17 protein-coding genes, 2 pseudogenes and 1 other annotated feature are annotated in these 18,215 nt (G+C 33.6%); of the genes and pseudogenes, 5 read left to right on the plus strand and 14 right to left on the minus strand.

Going from position 1 to position 18,215, the window contains the following annotated elements; genetic code table 11:
* Positions 1-87 precede the first annotated feature (87 nt).
* The 10 genes and pseudogenes from tyrS to dhaM form a co-directional block, all read right to left on the minus strand.
* Positions 88-1,344, minus strand: a complete 1,257-nt coding sequence (gene tyrS, locus EVI01_RS08120) for a tyrosine--tRNA ligase (protein WP_010750570.1) — start codon at positions 1,342-1,344, stop codon at positions 88-90.
* 102 nt (positions 1,345-1,446) lie between these two features.
* Positions 1,447-1,650, minus strand: a binding site (T-box leader).
* A 391-nt stretch (positions 1,651-2,041) separates the two neighbouring features.
* A complete protein-coding gene (locus EVI01_RS08125; protein ID WP_010750571.1) occupies positions 2,042-2,701 on the minus strand; it encodes an HI_0552 family protein in 660 nt (219 codons plus the stop codon).
* A 137-nt stretch (positions 2,702-2,838) separates the two neighbouring features.
* On the minus strand, positions 2,839-3,357 hold the full coding sequence (locus EVI01_RS08130) for a hypothetical protein (protein ID WP_010750572.1): 519 nt from the start codon (positions 3,355-3,357) through the stop codon (positions 2,839-2,841).
* Positions 3,358-4,181: 824 nt separating this feature from the next.
* On the minus strand, positions 4,182-5,261 hold the full coding sequence (locus tag EVI01_RS08135; RefSeq protein ID WP_146811601.1) for a hypothetical protein: 1,080 nt from the start codon (positions 5,259-5,261) through the stop codon (positions 4,182-4,184).
* A 231-nt stretch (positions 5,262-5,492) separates the two neighbouring features.
* Positions 5,493-5,801, minus strand: a complete 309-nt coding sequence (locus EVI01_RS08140) for a hypothetical protein (protein WP_010750574.1) — start codon at positions 5,799-5,801, stop codon at positions 5,493-5,495.
* Positions 5,802-6,019: 218 nt separating this feature from the next.
* Positions 6,020-6,153 (minus strand): annotated as a pseudogene (locus tag EVI01_RS08145) (DAK2 domain-containing protein); the annotation flags it as partial.
* A gap of 183 nt (positions 6,154-6,336) precedes the next feature.
* The gene (locus EVI01_RS08150) at positions 6,337-7,335 is read right to left on the minus strand and encodes a hypothetical protein (RefSeq protein WP_010750576.1); all 999 of its coding nucleotides are present in this window, start codon (positions 7,333-7,335) and stop codon (positions 6,337-6,339) included.
* Between the two features lie 215 nt (positions 7,336-7,550).
* The gene (gene dhaL / locus EVI01_RS08155; RefSeq protein ID WP_010750577.1) at positions 7,551-8,153 is read right to left on the minus strand and encodes a dihydroxyacetone kinase subunit DhaL; all 603 of its coding nucleotides are present in this window, start codon (positions 8,151-8,153) and stop codon (positions 7,551-7,553) included.
* Positions 8,154-8,167: 14 nt separating this feature from the next.
* Positions 8,168-9,151 carry a dihydroxyacetone kinase subunit DhaK gene (dhaK, locus tag EVI01_RS08160; protein ID WP_010750578.1) on the minus strand — a complete coding sequence of 328 codons (984 nt, stop codon included), beginning with the start codon at positions 9,149-9,151 and terminating at the stop codon, positions 8,168-8,170.
* A gap of 2 nt (positions 9,152-9,153) precedes the next feature.
* Complete coding sequence (dhaM, locus tag EVI01_RS08165) at positions 9,154-9,549, minus strand: dihydroxyacetone kinase phosphoryl donor subunit DhaM (protein WP_010750579.1); 396 nt, start codon at positions 9,547-9,549, stop codon at positions 9,154-9,156.
* A 301-nt stretch (positions 9,550-9,850) separates the two neighbouring features.
* On the opposite strand from dhaM, the gene EVI01_RS08170 reads away from it, so the two are divergent.
* A complete protein-coding gene (locus EVI01_RS08170) occupies positions 9,851-10,171 on the plus strand; it encodes a putative heavy metal-binding protein (protein ID WP_010750580.1) in 321 nt (106 codons plus the stop codon).
* A 188-nt stretch (positions 10,172-10,359) separates the two neighbouring features.
* Here the strand turns inward: EVI01_RS08170 and EVI01_RS08175 are convergent, their stop codons facing one another.
* Positions 10,360-11,505, minus strand: coding sequence for a hypothetical protein (locus EVI01_RS08175; protein ID WP_010750581.1), 1,146 nt, complete (start codon positions 11,503-11,505; stop codon positions 10,360-10,362).
* 455 nt (positions 11,506-11,960) lie between these two features.
* Positions 11,961-13,379 carry a dipeptidase PepV gene (gene pepV, locus EVI01_RS08180; protein WP_010750582.1) on the minus strand — a complete coding sequence of 473 codons (1,419 nt, stop codon included), beginning with the start codon at positions 13,377-13,379 and terminating at the stop codon, positions 11,961-11,963.
* Positions 13,380-13,524: 145 nt separating this feature from the next.
* Between pepV and EVI01_RS08185 the strand changes: the two genes are divergently transcribed.
* The 3 genes from EVI01_RS08185 (at position 13,525) to EVI01_RS13670 (ending at position 15,099) form a co-directional block, all read left to right on the plus strand.
* Complete coding sequence (locus EVI01_RS08185; RefSeq protein ID WP_010750583.1) at positions 13,525-14,373, plus strand: NAD(P)H-hydrate dehydratase; 849 nt, start codon at positions 13,525-13,527, stop codon at positions 14,371-14,373.
* Between the two features lie 5 nt (positions 14,374-14,378).
* Complete coding sequence (locus EVI01_RS08190; RefSeq protein WP_010750584.1) at positions 14,379-14,813, plus strand: acyl-CoA thioesterase; 435 nt, start codon at positions 14,379-14,381, stop codon at positions 14,811-14,813.
* A 118-nt stretch (positions 14,814-14,931) separates the two neighbouring features.
* Entirely contained in the window at positions 14,932-15,099 is a 168-nt protein-coding gene (locus tag EVI01_RS13670; RefSeq protein WP_010750585.1) for a hypothetical protein, read from the plus strand.
* A gap of 627 nt (positions 15,100-15,726) precedes the next feature.
* Here the strand turns inward: EVI01_RS13670 and EVI01_RS08195 are convergent.
* Positions 15,727-16,443, minus strand: a complete 717-nt coding sequence (locus EVI01_RS08195) for a hypothetical protein (protein WP_010750586.1) — start codon at positions 16,441-16,443, stop codon at positions 15,727-15,729.
* Between the two features lie 177 nt (positions 16,444-16,620).
* Here EVI01_RS08195 and EVI01_RS08200 point away from each other — a divergent pair, with 177 nt between their 5' ends.
* A complete protein-coding gene (locus tag EVI01_RS08200) occupies positions 16,621-17,187 on the plus strand; it encodes a hypothetical protein (protein WP_010750587.1) in 567 nt (188 codons plus the stop codon).
* Positions 17,188-17,308: 121 nt separating this feature from the next.
* Here EVI01_RS08200 and EVI01_RS14315 read toward each other — a convergent pair.
* A pseudogene (locus EVI01_RS14315) lies at positions 17,309-18,215 on the minus strand (phage tail tip lysozyme); the annotation flags it as partial.

Genomic DNA, 18,215 nt, shown 5'->3' on the forward strand with positions numbered 1-18,215 from the left:
GAACCAGCGTCCTCTTTTTAGTATGGGTTTCAAAATTGGAATCTTGTCATATTTTTAACCATTTACATATTAAAAATTTACTAAATTCTAATCAATTACTTTGGCCAAAAAGTAATTTTTCTTTCCTTTTCGAATAACCACAAACTTACCATCAAATTCCTTCGATGGATCTATGACAAAATTTAAATCGGTCACACGGTCACCGTTAATACTAATAGCTCCATTTGAAACATCTTCACGTGCTTGACGTTTCGATGGTTCAATTTTTGTGGAAACAAGTAATTCCACGATATTTTCAGGGTTGCTTGAAATTTCAACGTTTGGCATTTTACCAAATCCTTGCGCAATTTCAGCTGCATTTAATTCTTTGATATTTCCAGAGAACAATGCTTCTGTTATTTTTTGTGCTTCTTTCAAGTCTTCTTCACTATGGACAAATGTTGTCACTTCTTCTGCTAAACGACGTTGTGCTTCACGTTTTTCAGGTTGTGTTTCAACTTTCTTCGCTAATTCATTGATTTCTTCTTGAGATAAGAATGTAAAGAATTTCAAGTATTTCACTACATCACGATCATCTTGATTCAACCAGAACTGGTAAAATTCAAATGGAGATGTTTTTTCAGGATCTAACCAGATGGCACCGCCTGCTGTTTTACCAAATTTCGTACCATCAGCTTTTAACATTAACGGGATCGTTAATCCGAATGCTTCTGCTTCTGGACCTTCTAATCTACGGATCAAATCAAGCCCTGCAGTAATATTTCCCCATTGATCGGCACCACCAATTTGTAGTTGTACATCAAAAGTTTTGTGTAAATGTAAGAAGTCGATTGACTGCAAGATTTGGTAAGTAAATTCTGTAAATGAAATACCTACTTCTAGTCGACTTGCAACGATATCTTTGGCTAACATTGTATTAATATTAAAGTTTTTACCATAATCGCGTAAAAACTCAAGCAAGGAAATTTTTGATAACCAATCGTAGTTATTCACAAAAGTAATATTGGCATCTTTACCAAATAACTTTCTCATTTGGTTTGAAAGTGCGTCTACATTATGTTGCACTTGTTCCATTGTTTGTAGAACTCGTTCAGTTGTTCGACCACTTGGATCGCCGATTGTTCCTGTTCCGCCACCAATCAGAATATATGGATGATGGCCAGCCAACTGAAATCGTTTCATCATCATAAATGGAATCAAATGTCCAATATGCATCGAATCCCCAGTTGGATCCACACCGCAATAAAGTGAAATACTCTTTTCGTCAACGAGTTCACGAAGTCTTTCTTCGTTCGTTTGTTGATTAATGGCATCGCGCCATGTTAATTCATCGATAATATTCATTTTAAAGCCCTCCATATCGTTTTTTTATGAAAGCAGAAATCTGCTAGCATGCCTCTTTTGTTTTTTCAGTGATCACAACAAAAAAGTCCCTTGGCTTATTAACCAAGGGACGAAATATCGCGGTACCACCCAATTTATATGCTTATTGAAGCATATCACTCAAACATTTAACGCTGTCACGTGGCATATTCATGCCATAGGCTCCTAAAATGTAATTCGTTTTAAAGAATGTACTAGTTCGCAGCACCCACTAGCTTTCTGAAACATCGACTTTAATAACTACTGTGTTTTAATCAACGCCTGTTATCTAATTGATATGTATCTATCATAGAACGCTATTTTTTCTTTGTCAATAAAAAAGTTAAAAAAAATTCTCTGACTATTCTTAATCATTTGAAAAACAGCTAAAACCGAACATTTATTTTTACTATCTCGTACTATTTTTGTTTAATAAAACGTCATACAGAATCCTTCATATCAGATTATTTTTTATATTTTTATTTTTATTTTTATACAAATACAAACTTTCAATTAGAGCAATTGATTTTTAAAGTTTAACAAAAATTTATATACCTATTTTTTCTGCTACACGTGTAACGAATAAGAGCCCACCCCTGTCTCACTCATAGTTTTTAATTGAATAAGCCAATCAACCTTAATAAAGTAGACCGATTAATGAGTAACACTTACCTTAAGATTATCCTTCTTTTTCCAACATACAATATAATGGCATCAATTCTTGCATAGCATTTAAGATTAAGGCTTCTGAATTTTGATATTCACTCGGATAAAAATAAAGTTTTCCAATTTGAAATGTTTTATCTTTCATCGCTTCTTTTAAAGTCAAACGCTTCTGTTTATCCGCTAAATAAACAGCTAATGGCAGATGATCTGTCAATTCATGTTCTGGTTGAGGCCAAATATAATATTCGTCAATCGAGATATTTTTACTCCACTCCTCTAAAACTTCTAATAAGCGATTGAAATCAGATACACTGCCTTGGCGCTCTTCACTTTTATAATGCTGGTACATTAGATAAATTTGAAATTGTTTTTGATTCAATAAGGTTGCTAAACAGGCATTTTCTTTTTGACGATCCACACGACGATACGCACACCAAAAATGACTCCTAAGGTTCCAACCATTCGTCCAGCTTTCGATTTTCGGTTTTGCCATTTGCCACTGTGACGGAAATTGGCTTGATGCCTGTAAATTCAATTCTTTCCATTTTCGCCATTGTAATTTGTATTGGTCTTTGACCTGCGTGACTTCTTCTATTGTGTAGCACTCTTTCAATTGCTTAAATGTATGTATTGTTCGATCAAATAATTCATAATCTCTTGCTAACAAATCCATCTTGTCACTCTCCAAAACTTTTCTTTAGTATAAAGAACAAAAGATAATGGAGCAATAAAAAAAGGATGTACAACAAATTATTTTTTCTCGTTCCTGTCAATCTTTTAGTCCATTTATGTCACTATAACATACCATGGTTATCTCTTTTCTAAGCCGTTCATTTTGTTTTTTGCCCTTCTAGATATTTCATGATTCATATTCTTCTTTAATTGGGATTGTTTTCTAGCTGCATGTATTTGGTCTTTCAATGTTCGCTGTTCAGGTGTAAGTAGACGATCACTTAATGTCTTTATTTTCTGAGGAAGTACTTTTTTAGCATACTCTAATCCACTTTGAACATGCAAGAAACGAGGTTCCATAATCTCCTGTAATCTCTTTGGCGTTCCATTCCACATTTCTTTAGTATCATGAATTATTTCCTTTAACTGAGTATATAGTTCCCTTCGCTGTTCTTGAAGTAATGTTAGTTGTTCTTTATCAACATTACCTTTTATACACTTTGTACGATCTTCATCCCACTTCTTAATGTTTTGTCCAAACTTATCTATACTATCCAACTTTTGACTTACGCTGTTATATTCTTCTCTTAATTTAGAAGGAATTTTTATTGATGCTTTTTTCGTATTTAGGATACTATTGTTTTTATTTGTGGACATTTCCCCACTCCTTTCATCTTAATAAATAAAGTATAGAACCCACTAGTTTAGTTATTTATTCTATATTTCCTAATGGCGGAAATTTTAGATAGATGTATCAATAAAAATAATTTATAGTTCTATTAAATCACTATTATACCAGTCTTTATTTTTACACATCACTCTTTTCTGTTAAAAATAAAATCCATACAAAGAGAAAAAAGTTCGCTTCATAACCATCATTTTAGTTATAAAAAAATAGTATAATATCACATGACAACAATTCATCAATATGATGAAAAACGTTATATATAGTTATTGAAATAGAAGTTGGTAAGCGATTCTCTCCTTCATATGCTAGTTAAAATCATTATTTTTAATTGGAAAACTTTTCTTTTACTTAGCAAAAAACATCTAACAATCGATGAATGCCACTAGTTTTTTGCCGTTCCTCCTTTTTAGTCTGTTGGTAGATCAACTAAATTTGGAATTTTTTTGTTCAATAAAATGGTCAAGCAAGCATTTTCTTTTTGTCTATTGACGTTTTATTGCACATGCCAGAAACAACTACTAAGATCCCAGCCCACAACTAAAAAACCCAAAAGTTAGACTTTTCCATCTAACTTTCGGGGTGTATTTCCTTTTTTCAATTGAAACGAATATAACCAATGAACAAATCATTCACTATCTCTTACTAGCAAATCCATCTTATCGCACTTCAAAACTTACCTTCAGTACAAAGAATGAAATAAAATCTTAGATAATAAAATATACAGCTTTTTTAGATAAATCAGCCATTTATATTATTTTAGCTGTTGTCTGCTTTTCTCACATTTGTGTATTTATTATTTTTCCAAGTCTTCTTTATTTTTGACTTTCCTTGACGTTGTATGATTCATATCTACTTTCTTTGAGTTTTTTGCTGGTTTTCTCGCATTGTGTATTTTTTCTTTTGCTAACTTTAATTCGATTTGAGATAAGTTATTTCCATATTTATTATAATCTTTTCCAATATTGATGTCTTTTTTATACAAATTTTTAGATTCAACTGCCCTTGAAGTATCTGCAGACTTCTCATAATTATTTTCCTTAGTTATTTTATTGTTAAGTAACGTGTCCAATTTAGCCAATTTATTATGTTGTGTTTGTTCAGGCGCACTTTGCTCTTTTTTACTTTGAAGTTCAATAGTATCTATCGCCAGGCTTAAACCTTTTAGTGGATTTAACTTCATTAAAGTGTCCATAGCTTCTTTTGATAATTTATGATTATGTTCTAAGAAAGGCATCACATGCTTCGCTAATTCCGGTGTCATTTGATCTTGTAGTTTTTCACTTGCAAGATTTAGTTTGTTGAATTTGTCCTTTAAGTTTTTCGCTTGTTGGAGTAAATTGTTGATCTCTTTAGGAGAAGAAATAAGCGCTAGCTGTTGTTGATCTCTAGCTATTTCTCCTTTTAATTTTTTAGTTACACCAAGAATTTCATGGAATCGTTTAAGTTTTGCTTGTTTATAATTGACTAATTTATTCGTGTTTTTTGAAATACTATTCTTTAATTCTGTCATACGTTCTTTTAAAGACACTTCAAATGACTCATGGTTTTTAAAATTTCTTAGAACCTTGTTTTGAAGTTTCTCATGTAACTGATTTATTTGTTTCATTACTTTCTGTTTCTCTTTGTTTATTTCTAGTAATCCATTATCTATTAAACTGATATATTCTTTTTCTAAAGTTGGTGGAAATATTACTCTTATCAATGCTTTTTCATTGAATAACTCACGACCACAATTTGGTTCACGATTGATGTTTTCTTTTAGTGCATTCGATAGTTTATTTTCGAGCACTTTATTTTCTGTTAAAAGTTTATCAAGCGAATCAAACACAGGAATCATATGCTTTTTCAACGTTGGATCAATATTTTTTTTCATTTCTTCATATTCACTAGACAGCTGTTTGATCTTAGAAGCTATTTTTTCAGACTCATATTCTAACTCTCCTATTGTCATCGTTTCATAAAATATTTTTCCTTTTGCTACATTTTTATTGAGCCGTTGTGCGTTTTTTATCTGCGCTTTTTCATCCTTATTCTGTTTTAATTTATTAAGTTCTTCGTTTATTTTATTTACATCTATTGTGTCTAGATAATCGACCCTTTTTTTTTAATTGTTATTCATCTTAAGTATTTCACTAGTTATCAGTTGTCCTTCAAGACCGATCTGTTCGATTGGTCTATAGAGTGCTTCAAACTCTTTACTTGATTCACTAGGAATTTGTAGACTAAGTTCTATGCTATCTTGGTGAATAACATTTTTAAATGTATAGGGAATGCTATCAGGGACTATTTCACTCTCGCCGGAGCTAAAGTCCTCTTCAAAATGAACGGATTTCTGAGTATTCTCTTTTATTATAGGATTAATCGCTTCATGTAGTTCTTCTTTTACTTGAGTTTTATTATTTTCTGTTGCCAACTTTTCCCACTCCCACTATTTGTTAGTAGTTTAAACATACCACAAAATATTTCCGTTATTTTTCCTACAATTTCTTAAAGACAGAAAAATTAGTCTTATTTTAATTTTGTTAAAAAACGTAACCAGTCAACACTTATGTCTTATTTTCAAAAAAATAAGCCTGAATTTCCCAACAGTTTTCACTATCAAAAAAAATCAGACTTAAAATAAAATGTTATTTATAACAGAATCGTAGTTAGTAATGTTTCAAAAAACAAAGCACTACCTGGATCAATATGATCAATCGCCCTTTCTCCTAGATAAGAAGCTCGACCTTTTTTGCAACTAGATTTTTGGTATGTACTTTGTCCTGCTCCATTCTTTGATGGTTGCCATTTTGACATTTCCTTTCTCGATTGACTTAATGGAACATAGAATCGTTATCTTCCGATTATTTCTAAGTCGTGGGATTTTTATTTATTTTTTGGAATACTTCTCTCATACAAAAAAGAAAAGTCTAGCTAATTTACATAACCGATACTTTCTTTTTCTGCTATTAGGCTCTTTGGGCCATGGTGTGTGCTTTTTCTTCCTTTGCTGGTTGATTTTGATGTTCGTTGGATTTATTCATAGCTTTATTCGTCAAATGATTAAACACTTGTTTGTCATTCGATTTTTCCGGTTCATGTTTTAATAAACTTTCTAGTGATTTGGAAGACTGCAAGACATTCGCCTGTGTCTGTTGAAGCGCCTGATGAATTGGACCAAGTAATGGTACCAAACATGTAAATAAATCTTTTGATACACCATCGCGTAATTTTGTCAGTTTTTCATTTAAGTTCATAATTTTTGTGTTTATTTTACCTGCATTCTCCGCCAATCTATCAAACTCTGGTCGCTTCTTTGTGAAGGTGTTATTCAAATGATTCATATGCTTGTTTAAAAATTCTTTCTTCGCAACTAATTCTTTGTTTTCTTTATTATATACTTGACGTTCGGTTGAATCAATATCTTCTTGTAGCTTACTTTTTGCCCCAGTAAAATAACTAAAAAATTTTTTTACAGGCGAATTCTCAATCGCTGTGATTTGCATTTGTTTTTCTTCAATCGTCTGTTTTAGCGTACTGATCTCCTTCTTCGTTTTAGCAATATCCTTTTCCCCATTCCGACATAATATGACCTTTGCTTCAACATCTTCTTTTAAATACTTAATGTCTTCATCTCTGTTAGTTGCCATTCTTTCTAATTTTACATAGCCCTCTGTAAGTTCAGTTATTTCTGCTTTCTTAGATGCATATTCCCTTATGAGCTGAGGCGGAAGTTCTAACGTTGCAATATGCATTGGAAGATTATTACAATTAATTTGTAACGTTCCTAAGTTCGTTACGTTAGATCCTTTTAACAACTCTACTTTTCTTGTTTCAATTGCAGCAATTTCCACTTTATTTTTCCTTGAATAAGCCTCTATGTCTTGTTGTCTGATTTTCCCATCCACAGCTACTTCTTCTGGTATAGTAGATAATCGCGGACTATATTTTTTATTGGTTGTTGCCATATTTTCCCACTCCCTCTATTTGTTAATAATTTAAACATATCACAAAATATTTCCGTTATTTTTCCTACAATTTCTTGAAGATGGAAAAATTAGTATGATTTTAACTTTGTTAAAAAACATAACCAGTACACACTTATTCCTTATTTCAAAAAAATAAGCCTGAATTTTCCAACAGTTCTCACTGTCAAAAAAACAGACTTAAAATAAAATGTTATTTATAATGGGAGCGTGGCTAGTAATGTTTCAAAAAACAAAGCACTAGAAGCGGCACCTGGATCGATATGACCAATCGCCCTTTCTCCTAAATAAGAAGCTCGTCCTTTTTTTGCCACTAAATTTTTGGTATGTTCTTTGGCCTGTTCAATTGTTTCTTTGGTTAATTGATTTTTCTTCAACGCTTCTGTTACAGGTATCCAGACATCTAACATCGTTTTATCTTTTGCTTGCGCTTTTCCTCTTGCTTGGATTCCTTTTGTTCCTTCTTCAATAATTTCTCCTAATTGTGTGACAGAATCAATCGTATCCAGTTCTTTGGTGGCTTTCATCATGTTCATAAACGCAGACCCATACAAGGGACCAGAAGCGCCACCAACTTTTGAGATCATGGCCATCGAAAGGATTTTAAATGTCTCACTAATGGTCGTTGGCGGGTCTTGTTGAAAAGCTTCCATGTAAGCTGTAACCCCACGCCCCATATTATTGCCGTGATCGCCATCTCCAATTGGTGTATCCAATTCACTAAGGTAGCTTTTATTTTCATCAATTTTTTCTGTAAATGCAGATAACCATGCTTGAATTTCATTTACCGTTATTGTCATTTTTTCACCCCTACCTACCATGAAATGGTTTGAACTTCACTTTCTAACGCTTCTTGCCAATTGGTATCCGTTAAATCAATCATCGTTAATGACAACCCTTGCATATCTAAAGAGGTCATAAAATTACCAACTTTGTGGAACGTAACTTTTACGGCTGCTTGTTCTAGTAATTGTTGGACGTCATTCATAAAAACAAACAATTCCATCAAGGGTGTTCCCCCCATACCATTGACTAATACACCCACTTCTTTTGGTTTTTCTTGATAATCGGCTAAAATTTTTGAAACCAACTCTTTTGCTAAAACTTTAGAAGACTGTAACTTTTCCCGACGGTAACCAGGTTCGCCATGGATACCTACCCCATATTCAATTTCATCTTCTGCTAATTCAAATCCTGGTTTTCCCACTTCAGGAACCGTAGCTGCCCGTAACGCTACGCCAATCGTTTTGATTGTTGGCACGAGTTGATCGCCTAATGCTTTTAATTCTTTTAAGGAAGCACCGTTTCTCGCAGCATTGCCTAAAATTTTATGCACCAAAACGGTACCCGCAACTCCACGTTTTCCAGCTGTATAGGTACTGTTTTCCACTGCGATGTCATCATCCACGATCACACTTTCCACTTCAATCTCTTCCATAGTAGCCATTTCTTTAGCCATGTCAAAATTCAGCACATCACCAGTGTAATTTTTGACAATTAAGAGTACGCCTTTTCCCTGATCAGCTTCTTTGATTGCTGTTTGCACTTGATCTGGCGTAGGCGAAGTAAATACATCGCCAAGAACGGCTGCGCTCAACATTCCATTTCCTATAAATCCTGCATGTGCGGGTTCGTGTCCACTACCTCCGCCAGAAACCAGTCCCACTTGTTCGACTTTTTCATTTTTAGCCACTACTCGGGAATTACCCACTCGATGAACTCTATCAGGGTAGCTTTTAATTAACCCAGACAACATTTCTTCTACAATATTACTTGCTTCATTCATGATTTTTTTCATTCTTATCCCCAACCTTTCTTTCCTGCATTTTGTGCTTCTGTCAGTATTTGTTGGATATCATCGGTGACGCCTGCTGTGATAGCTCCGGCAAATGCCCCTTCAACAATGGGTGCATCCACAAGGTAATAATTCTTTTGCTGTTCATCAGACAACATCTCTTTTGCCATTTCTGCATTTAATACCGCACTACCAATATCGGCAAAAACAAAATAGGCTGTGGATTCTTCTGATTGATTCACCGCCTCAATGATTTTCATAGGATCTGAACCAATCTCTCCATTCACGCCTCCTAATGAAAAAATAGCAACATCTTTTGACTGTTGCATTTGTTCAATCATCTCTTTTAAGCCATCCGTCACTTTTTGACTATGAGAAACTAGTAAAATACTTTTTTTCATTATGATTTCCCTTCTTTCTCTTGAATCGAAACCCAAACAAAGATTGCGCTTTCATTTTCCGACTATCAATGAGCATACTAGAAACCAAAGAACAATTTTCATACACTCAGTATATAATACTAGGATCCTTTTTGGAAATGATGCGCCACTAGCGATTAGTCATTTTTTACTAAAAATCAGCCAAATAATCCCCTCTGCTATCAATGGAAAAACACTGTTTAGTCCTGATCAATTGGAATTGTTCGCCTGCGACGTCTCGACTAATATTTGTTATACTGCTAATAAAGAAAGGAGAGATCACATGATTATTACAACAACAAACAGTGTCGAAGGTAAAGAAGTTACAGCCTATAAAGGCATCGTTTTTGGCGAAGTTATTACAGGGATCAATGTCTTAAAAGACTTAGGGGCAGGATTACGAAACGTTTTTGGTGGACGTTCAAAGAGCTATGAAAATGAATTGTTGACAGCCAGAGAAGAAGCCTTAGCTGAAATGCAAGAACGCGCGCAATCATTAGGAGCAGATGCGGTAATTGGTATAAAAATGGATTATGAAGTATTAGGCAGTGATAATGGCATGTTAATGGTCACCTGCAGTGGAACGGCAGTAAAATTGATTTAAAGATTAAAACATCAATTTGTTTCTTAACTACAGTTATTTTTAAATTTACTAAAAAGGATGGTTTTTTACTAAAAAAGACCATCCTTGATTTATGATAATTTCTATGTAAAGCAACCGTTTTGTTAAGGAACTAATATTTTTACTATGCTATTTCTACTAACCAATGCTTGTTTACTAACAAATAATCATTATATCTCAGACTCGTGAAGTTTTTTATTAAATGTAGATTTTGACTGATTTATATCTTTATTTTTTCTCTCTTTTTCTGTATTCAATTGTTTTTGAGCGTTGCTTGTTAGATCAATAATTGGTTTCTTCTCATTTTTTGTTAAGTTACTATTTTCAAATTTTTGATAATTTTTCACTTGATATATAAAATCAACTTTTAGATCATCCATTCTTTCTGTTATCTTATCAATTTTCTGATCTAAATTCTGTATTTTCTCAGCTTTTTCTTTATTGATTATTTGTGTATTCTTTGTTTGTTTTGATACAGATTCAAGTTCTTGCGAAAGTCTTTGTAATTGCGTTAGTTTCTCTTCACGATATACTACATATTGATTAGTAATAGCTGCACAGTGATCTTTGATAACGGATAAAATCACTGGGAGTTTGTTTTCTAATTTTTCTTTAGATGCAATTGACTGGTTCAAAGAGTTAGTGGCCTTCTCAAGTGAGGATTTATCATTATTCAATTCACTTTTTAACTGCTTTTTCTCACCAGTAAAAAGATTAATAAATCTTTTTATGAGTGACCGATTAATACTTTTAAGTTTATGTTCCTTCGTTTGACAAATTTCACTCAATTTATCTACTTCTTTTTTGTTTGACTGAATAGTTTTTGTTAGTTTTTTAAATTTATCTATTTTTTCATCCAAATCCAAAACAGAACTAGCTTTGTTTTCATTTATTCTCACTCTAGAAGAAAAATTATTTTCTATCTTATCTAAATTTCTTTTTATACTTTCTAAATTGTCGTCTATTTTTTTCTCTATTATTTCTATCTTATCGACTGGCTCATTTTTCGCTTTCTCTTTAATTGCTTCCACTTTAGCCAGTTGAGTTGCTTTCTCTTTTTTTGTTCGTTCTTGTGCTTTCTCTGCTCGATCGGCTAGTATTTTGTTAGCATTTCTATTGTGTTTCAACATTTCATCTTTTCTTTCTCTCAAAGTTTCCAAGTATTTTTTATCACTTTTTGATTCCGAACGATCATATTTTCTAACTGCTTTTGAGATATCATTATCAATTTCTTTTAATGTTTTTTCACTGTAAGGCTTATCTTTCGGTTGCGTATAAGTTGAACCTTGATATTCTTCTTCTCTATGTCTTGCCATTTTACTTCACTCCTTTTTATAATTACAGGATAGCATGAGCGTATTATTGTTATTTACTAACATTTTCTTTAGTTGAGAATTTTTGCTAATTTTTAGATCAGCAAACTTTTTCTTTTTAGATCAAACATTCATTTTATGGAAAGCATAATTCTGTTGCTTTTACTTATAATAAGATAGGCGTATTATAGGAATGGCTCTTACAACTAGTTATTTGAAAATAAAGAAACACCGCTTATAACGTAATTGTTTTTAGATAATTATGTAAAAGTTAAAAAGAGGAATAAAGGTTTTCTAAGAGTCATTATTTTACGTATAAAAAAGATGTGATTTTTCACCTAACAAGTAAAAAATCACATCTCTATCACATTAGAACATCACTTTTTCAACCATCCTTTTTCAAAAATAGCCTTTTAGAACAAGGATACAGGTTGAATAAGCATGAAATTAAATCGTCTTTATTTTGCCAAACGGTAGATAGCATCAGCGTAAATCGCTGTTGCACGGAATAAATCGTCTAGGCTCATAAATTCATTGGCTTGGTGCATCGTATCCGTATAACCTGGGAACATTGCGCCATATGCAACACCACGTTTTAGTAGGCGTCCATAAGTACCTCCACCAATGATTTGTTCATATCCTTTTTCGCCAGTATGGTCTTCATACACTTGTAGTAAAGTTGCTACTAATGGATCTTCCATTGGTACATAATGAGGTTCCATCACACGTGCTCCACGTGTAACACTAGCTCCTTCTTCTTTTGTGTTTGCTGTAAGATTGCTTTCTAGTTCATCAACTGTTACCCCTTTTGGAAAACGGAAGTTCATATTGATAAAGTTATCTTCTTCTGTTCCATTTTCTTTAAAAGCAAACAAGCCAGCATTCATGGTTAATTTACCCATTTTTTCATCTTCATGAGCAACCCCTAGTTTTTCCCCATAGAAGTCTTCATGCACATAAGATGCTGCTACATGGATAAATTGCTTGGCTGAGCCGATAAATTCATAGTTGTCTAAGAATAAAGCTAAGAATGAACCAGCATTAATTCCTGATTGTGGACTTGCGCCATGTGCCCCTTTTCCGACTAAATCAATTTTAACATACGTATTGTCTGCTTCAATAGAGCCACTGATTGGATTTGCTTCTACAAAACGATAAAATGCTTCTTCCATTTGAATAGCACTTTCTACGTCTGGTACTTCTAGAGTTGCTGTTGCTGTACTGGGCACCATATTTTCACGTAGTCCTGAAACAAATGTTTTCAACACATAATCTCCTGCATTGTCCCCTTGGAATCTTAGTGCAAAAGAAACGTTTCCTTTTTCACCATTGATAATTGGAAATTCAGCATCTGGTGAAAAACCAAAATCTGGTTCTTCTTCATGTTCGAAGTAGTAAGCCATGTCTGCCCAACCACTTTCCTCGTCACTACCGACAACGAAACGAACTTTTTTAGATAATTTTAAATCCAAGTCTTTAATGATTTTCATGGCATAGTAAGCAGCCATACTTGGTCCTTTATCATCGCTTGATCCTCGAGCAAAGATTTTACCATCTTTGATTATTGGTTCATAAGGGTCAGTATCCCAGCCATCTCCTGCTGGTACGACGTCCATGTGTCCAAAGATACCTAAAGTTTCGTCTCCTTCTCCAAGATCGATGTGACCCGCATAGTTATCGACGTTTTTTACAACAAAACCATCACGTTCACCATACGCTAACATATGTTTTAACGCATCACGAGGTCCAGGTCCAAAAGGTGCATCAGGGGTTACTTTTGAATCATCCCGTTCACTGTTGACACGTAATAGATTTTTTAAGTCTTCAAGTAACTCTTCTTTACGTGCTTCTACTTCTTTTTGCCAATCGATTGTCATAAAATCAATCCTCCACTCATTAAGTCTACTTGTCCATCATACCATAAATGAAAGAAAAAAAACCTTCAAATAAACAGTGATTCCTTACCCAAACAGTACTTTACATGAATTATTGAGTTATAATACAAGAAAGGAGGGACTTTAAATGCGATTAGATAAATGCTTATTACAAAAAGTGATCACGCCACGCCCACCACAATCTCACAAAGGTACCTTTGGGCGAACCGTTTTGATTGGTGGAAATGATCAGTATGGCGGAGCGATTATCATGAGTGCGTTAGCGACAGTGAATAGCGGTGCTGGGCTTACGACCGTTATTACTGATCCGCACAATCATGCACCACTTCATGCGCATTTACCTGAGGCGATGTGTGTCAATTGGCAAGACAAAGAACAAATGTTGGCTACTATGGAAAAAGCAGATGTGCTATTGATTGGTCCAGGTTTAGGCACTTCTTCAAAAAGTTTAGACCACTTATCATTCGTTTTAGAAAAACAAAAAAGCCATCAATGGTTGGTCATGGATGGTTCAGCACTGACTTTGTTTTCTGAAAATCAACTAACCCTTCCTTTTCCGAAACAAACGATTATGACGCCTCATCAAATGGAATGGCAAAGGATTAGCTGTCTTACGATCGAGGAACAAACCCTTGAAAACAATCAAAAAAAACAACGAGAAATAGGCGCAACTGTTGTTTTAAAAAGTCATCAAACAACCATTTATGGACAAAATGATCATTACCAAAACACGGCTGGTTCAGCTGCCATGGCAACCGGTGGAACAGGCGACACATTAGCAGGAATGATCACAGGATTTCTTGCCCAATTTCCTAAAAATGATGAGACGGTTGCTGCAGCTGTCTATCTTCATAGTTTCATTGGTGATCAACTCGCACAAAAACAATACGTTGTGTTACCTACTCAAATCAGTCAAGAAATCCCTCAATGGATGCACTATTTCAGTCAGACAAATCAATCATCAAGGAGCTTTTAATTATTATGGAAAAATTTACTGGATATATTCGCGAACCATTTTATTACGAAACGGATCAAATGGGGATCATCCACCACAGCAATTATGTTCGTTGGTTGGAAGAGTCACGTGTGGCTTTTCTTAATCATTTAGGTTTTAGTTACAAAAAAATTGAAGATTCAGGTGTGATTATCCCAGTATTGGCTATCACTTGTCAGTATAAAGAAATGATTCGCTATGGTGAAACTGTCCGTATTTTGCCAAAAATTGAAAAATATAATGGGACAAGATTAGATTTCATCTATGAAATCTATGGATTGAGTGATGGCAAACTGCGTACTACTGGTTCTAGTAATCACTGTTTTTTACTGGCAGAAACCCAACAATTGGTCAAAATTGATCGAGTACTACCCACACTAGACCACTTATTTCAAGAATATGTTCAAATAGACTTTGATTAAAGAAAACTAAATGATTTAACCATTGCTTAATTCTTAAGAGAAGGTAAAACTCTGGACCTTTTTTCTTGTGTTGTCTGACGTAATTCGTATAATAAAAAGAAAAAAGCAGGTGATTGTCATGTATGTTATCAAAGTATTGCACGGTTACATTGATAAAACTGGCTCCCGCACACGAGAAAAAAATCCAGAAAATTTATTAATCTTTAAGGAAAAGAAAGATTCCGAAGCTTTTGCAAAACAAATTGGTGGACGTGTCAAACCACTACAGGAGATGCGTACCGATTGAAAATCAAAACAAAAAAACATACTAAGAGGGTAAGCTTATCTGCGGATAAAATTACCCTTTTAGTATGTTTTACAATATAATAAAAATGAACACGGATTATAAGCATATACATTCATTTCAAATAAATAGTCATCTAACTTGCAGCAATAGACACGCTAAATTTTTTTACCAGAAAAAATAACAGCAAAGCACACAGATATAACTACAAATATCATCGTCATAAATTCTCCCAATGAACCAATCTACTTATTTATAGATGGATAAATTGTATATCATAATAAAGTAATGCATAAAACAAGATGATAAAGTAACACATCATCTTTAAATAAGATCCTTTTTCACCTTGTATTTTTTCTAAAAAACGTACTAAAAAAATGTAAGAAAAAAAATAACTATACCTAAAATCCACGTAAATAGATCTCTCCAATAACAGTCTAAAAAACTTTATGAATAAAAATGTTTTTTATAGATCGTTTCCTATTATAATTTTCACAACTTATTCTTTAAAAAACCTTGCTCGTTCTATTGAACTATTAGAAAACCAAATAATATCATAGTTGCGCAAAAAAAAAGACTAGAACAATAATCAGAGAAAAATCTAATCATTGACCTAGTCTCTTTTTGTCTTTAATGGACGGCTTCCAACATTACATCACTTTGTCCTTCAGGAGCGTTTCCTGCATAATTAGGCGTAATTAGTGAAAGTCCACCGTTACTATTTTTAAATACATAAAATGGGCTATATTCATTGGATGTATTTGCAGAAGAAAGCTTATTTAACAAATTAATTTTTGTATTGACTTTTACCGTTCTAATAGTATTTCCTGCATAAGAAGAAATTCTAATCGATGTTGTAGGAATAGTTTCAATTGATGCCGTATAAACAGTAGGTTCTCCGCCACTCTTCGGATTGCTAGTCATGGTCATTTGCCCATTATTATTTTCAAGAGTCACGGAAGCTGGTACATTCGCTCCTCTAAATTGGAAAGTCGTAGGGATATTAAATTGACCTGGATCCACTGCATAAGGAAATTCATTCGTGACAGTTGAATTTTCAGTAGTCGTTTGTGTTGTAGAAGACATTTGGGTATTGTTAACAGCTGGTTGTGAATTTTCAGTAGACGCTGATTCAGAACTAACTGTCTCATTGTTACTTGATGAACTTTTACTGGTAACAGTTGATTTTGAACTAGAAGCCTTGTTATGACTTGATGAACTTACAGTGGAAGATGTTTGGATAGAAGTTTCAGTCGTTACTGATTTATATTTAGCAACCACATTTTTTGTCCCACAACCAACGAATAAAAAAACAGATGAAATTAATAATAATCCTAACTTTTTCATATAAATCTCCTATTTATTAATATTTATTCATCATAGCATATTGTTTATAAGAAATAAGATATTCGTTAAAATAATATTATCGTATTTTAATCAATATGAAAACTTTCAAAAATAAAACTTGTATTATACGAATATCAAATGTAAAATAATTGTTATTTAACTTAGTGAGGTGTTTGTATGGAATTCAATATTGAACTTCTTTTTAGTATCTTTGTATTTTTTTCGATTATTGTTTGTATTTGGTCAGTGTGGATTAATAAAATGAAAAAGCATTTAAAAATTGAAAAAGAAAAACTACTCAAAAAACAATATCCAGATTTAACCAATACTGACAAGAGATATCGAGAAACTTGCATCCGTGAGTATTATAAACATTATTTTATAAAGTTTCCTCGGTTGTATAATACTATTCTTATTATGATAATAATATTACAGGGTATAATGATTGGTTGTTACTTTTCTGATAATTTTTCTGGAATCTTTTTAGCTTTAGCTATATATATTTTTTTAAGTTTACTATTACAATTTTTAACTCCAAGTATAGAAAAACAACAAGATTTTTGGACGAAATATCTAGAACAATATCCAGATAATCCATTAAAAATTATTCTCTATCCAATGGAAAAGAGTAAACGAATAGCTAAACAACTTAAATTGAGAGCTGTCTTTGGCTTTCTATTAGTAATCTATACACTCTTTGTGGCTTGGGTGCTATTTTATCAGGGTTATATCCCTCCCTTTTGACATCTACTTGGTAAATTCAAAAAGAGAAGGATAAATTCCACAATAAATTTACCGCCATTCAAGGATAACCATAAATCTCTAATTTTAAATAACAGGTTATGGCATAGAAACTATTATCAAGCTAATCAAAAATAAGTTTAGTAACTTTTGTGAACATCCCAAAAACTACAGAAGCAGCAGCAGCGGCACCACCAATAACAGCTTCTCCAGGGGCAAAAATTGTTACAACTCCTAGAATACCAACAACTACTGCAACTTCTGCAACTCCCCCCCAATTAAAAAGTTTATTGTAATCTTCTACAGGATAAGATACAAGTCCGCCAGGTACTTGTTTGAAATACATTTCAAAACCAACTTCTGTCTCAACTTCCTGCTTATCTGTTTCTGTCTTATATTGGAATGTGATTTTTGTTCCAGGGCAACCGGGCTCTTCTTTTCGTTTTGCTACAGAAAAAATAATAGCTCCATTTTTAATTTTTACCGCATATTTTTCAACCGTTTTCTTAAAATTAAGATAGTCCAATGTTCCTACAAGTCCAGAAGGAAAAATTCCTCCCACTATATCATCGACATTGACACTAATCTTGCCATTCTTGATCGAAAAATAAGCTCCTTCGTTGCCTTTAACGGTCCAAGTGGCACTTGTGGTTATCCAAAGATCTACACCAGGAGCGACCACTGGCCCATAGGTTCGTTCTGCTTTAAATTCCGCTTTAGAAAAGGCAGAAAAAAGAGGGTTCTCTGTAATAATGTCATGAGCTGAAGCATTAATGATAGCATCAATATCCACTGACGGTGTAGTATCCACCTTTGTTCCTTCCGTATAATGCCCTAAATCATCTCTCGGTACATAGGTTGAGAATGGATTAGCGCAGGCAATCCCGATTTGAAGACGATCCAAGGGTTCTCCTAACATCCCTGCCCAGCCGTCATAACCCGGAATGGAGGTTCCATCATCACAACAGACATTTAGCCACCCTGATCGATTAGCCGTTTGTGAACGATAATACGCTTGAGACAATGTCTCT

The organism is Enterococcus villorum, from assembly GCF_007990225.1.
Lineage (GTDB): Bacteria > Bacillota > Bacilli > Lactobacillales > Enterococcaceae > Enterococcus_B > Enterococcus_B villorum.

What these genes read in the sequence shown, in the direction of transcription:
- dhaM (WP_010750579.1), bottom strand. Translation starts at nt 9,549, where the DNA reads ATGAAAAAAAGTATTTTACTAGTTTCTCATAGTCAAAAAGTGACGGAT.
- EVI01_RS08135 (WP_146811601.1), bottom strand. Translation starts at nt 5,261, where the DNA reads ATGAAAAAAAATATTGATCCAACGTTGAAAAAGCATATGATTCCTGTG.
- EVI01_RS08150 (WP_010750576.1), bottom strand. Translation starts at nt 7,335, where the DNA reads ATGGCAACAACCAATAAAAAATATAGTCCGCGATTATCTACTATACCA.
- EVI01_RS08185 (WP_010750583.1), top strand. Translation starts at nt 13,525, where the DNA reads ATGCGATTAGATAAATGCTTATTACAAAAAGTGATCACGCCACGCCCA.
- tyrS (WP_010750570.1), bottom strand. Translation starts at nt 1,344, where the DNA reads ATGAATATTATCGATGAATTAACATGGCGCGATGCCATTAATCAACAA.
- EVI01_RS08200 (WP_010750587.1), top strand. Translation starts at nt 16,621, where the DNA reads ATGGAATTCAATATTGAACTTCTTTTTAGTATCTTTGTATTTTTTTCG.
- dhaL (WP_010750577.1), bottom strand. Translation starts at nt 8,153, where the DNA reads ATGACAATAACGGTAAATGAAATTCAAGCATGGTTATCTGCATTTACA.
- dhaK (WP_010750578.1), bottom strand. Translation starts at nt 9,151, where the DNA reads ATGAAAAAAATCATGAATGAAGCAAGTAATATTGTAGAAGAAATGTTG.
- pepV (WP_010750582.1), bottom strand. Translation starts at nt 13,379, where the DNA reads ATGACAATCGATTGGCAAAAAGAAGTAGAAGCACGTAAAGAAGAGTTA.
- EVI01_RS08130 (WP_010750572.1), bottom strand. Translation starts at nt 3,357, where the DNA reads ATGTCCACAAATAAAAACAATAGTATCCTAAATACGAAAAAAGCATCA.
- EVI01_RS08195 (WP_010750586.1), bottom strand. Translation starts at nt 16,443, where the DNA reads ATGAAAAAGTTAGGATTATTATTAATTTCATCTGTTTTTTTATTCGTT.
- EVI01_RS13670 (WP_010750585.1), top strand. Translation starts at nt 14,932, where the DNA reads ATGTATGTTATCAAAGTATTGCACGGTTACATTGATAAAACTGGCTCC.
- EVI01_RS08170 (WP_010750580.1), top strand. Translation starts at nt 9,851, where the DNA reads ATGATTATTACAACAACAAACAGTGTCGAAGGTAAAGAAGTTACAGCC.
- EVI01_RS08175 (WP_010750581.1), bottom strand. Translation starts at nt 11,505, where the DNA reads ATGGCAAGACATAGAGAAGAAGAATATCAAGGTTCAACTTATACGCAA.
- EVI01_RS08125 (WP_010750571.1), bottom strand. Translation starts at nt 2,701, where the DNA reads ATGGATTTGTTAGCAAGAGATTATGAATTATTTGATCGAACAATACAT.
- EVI01_RS08190 (WP_010750584.1), top strand. Translation starts at nt 14,379, where the DNA reads ATGGAAAAATTTACTGGATATATTCGCGAACCATTTTATTACGAAACG.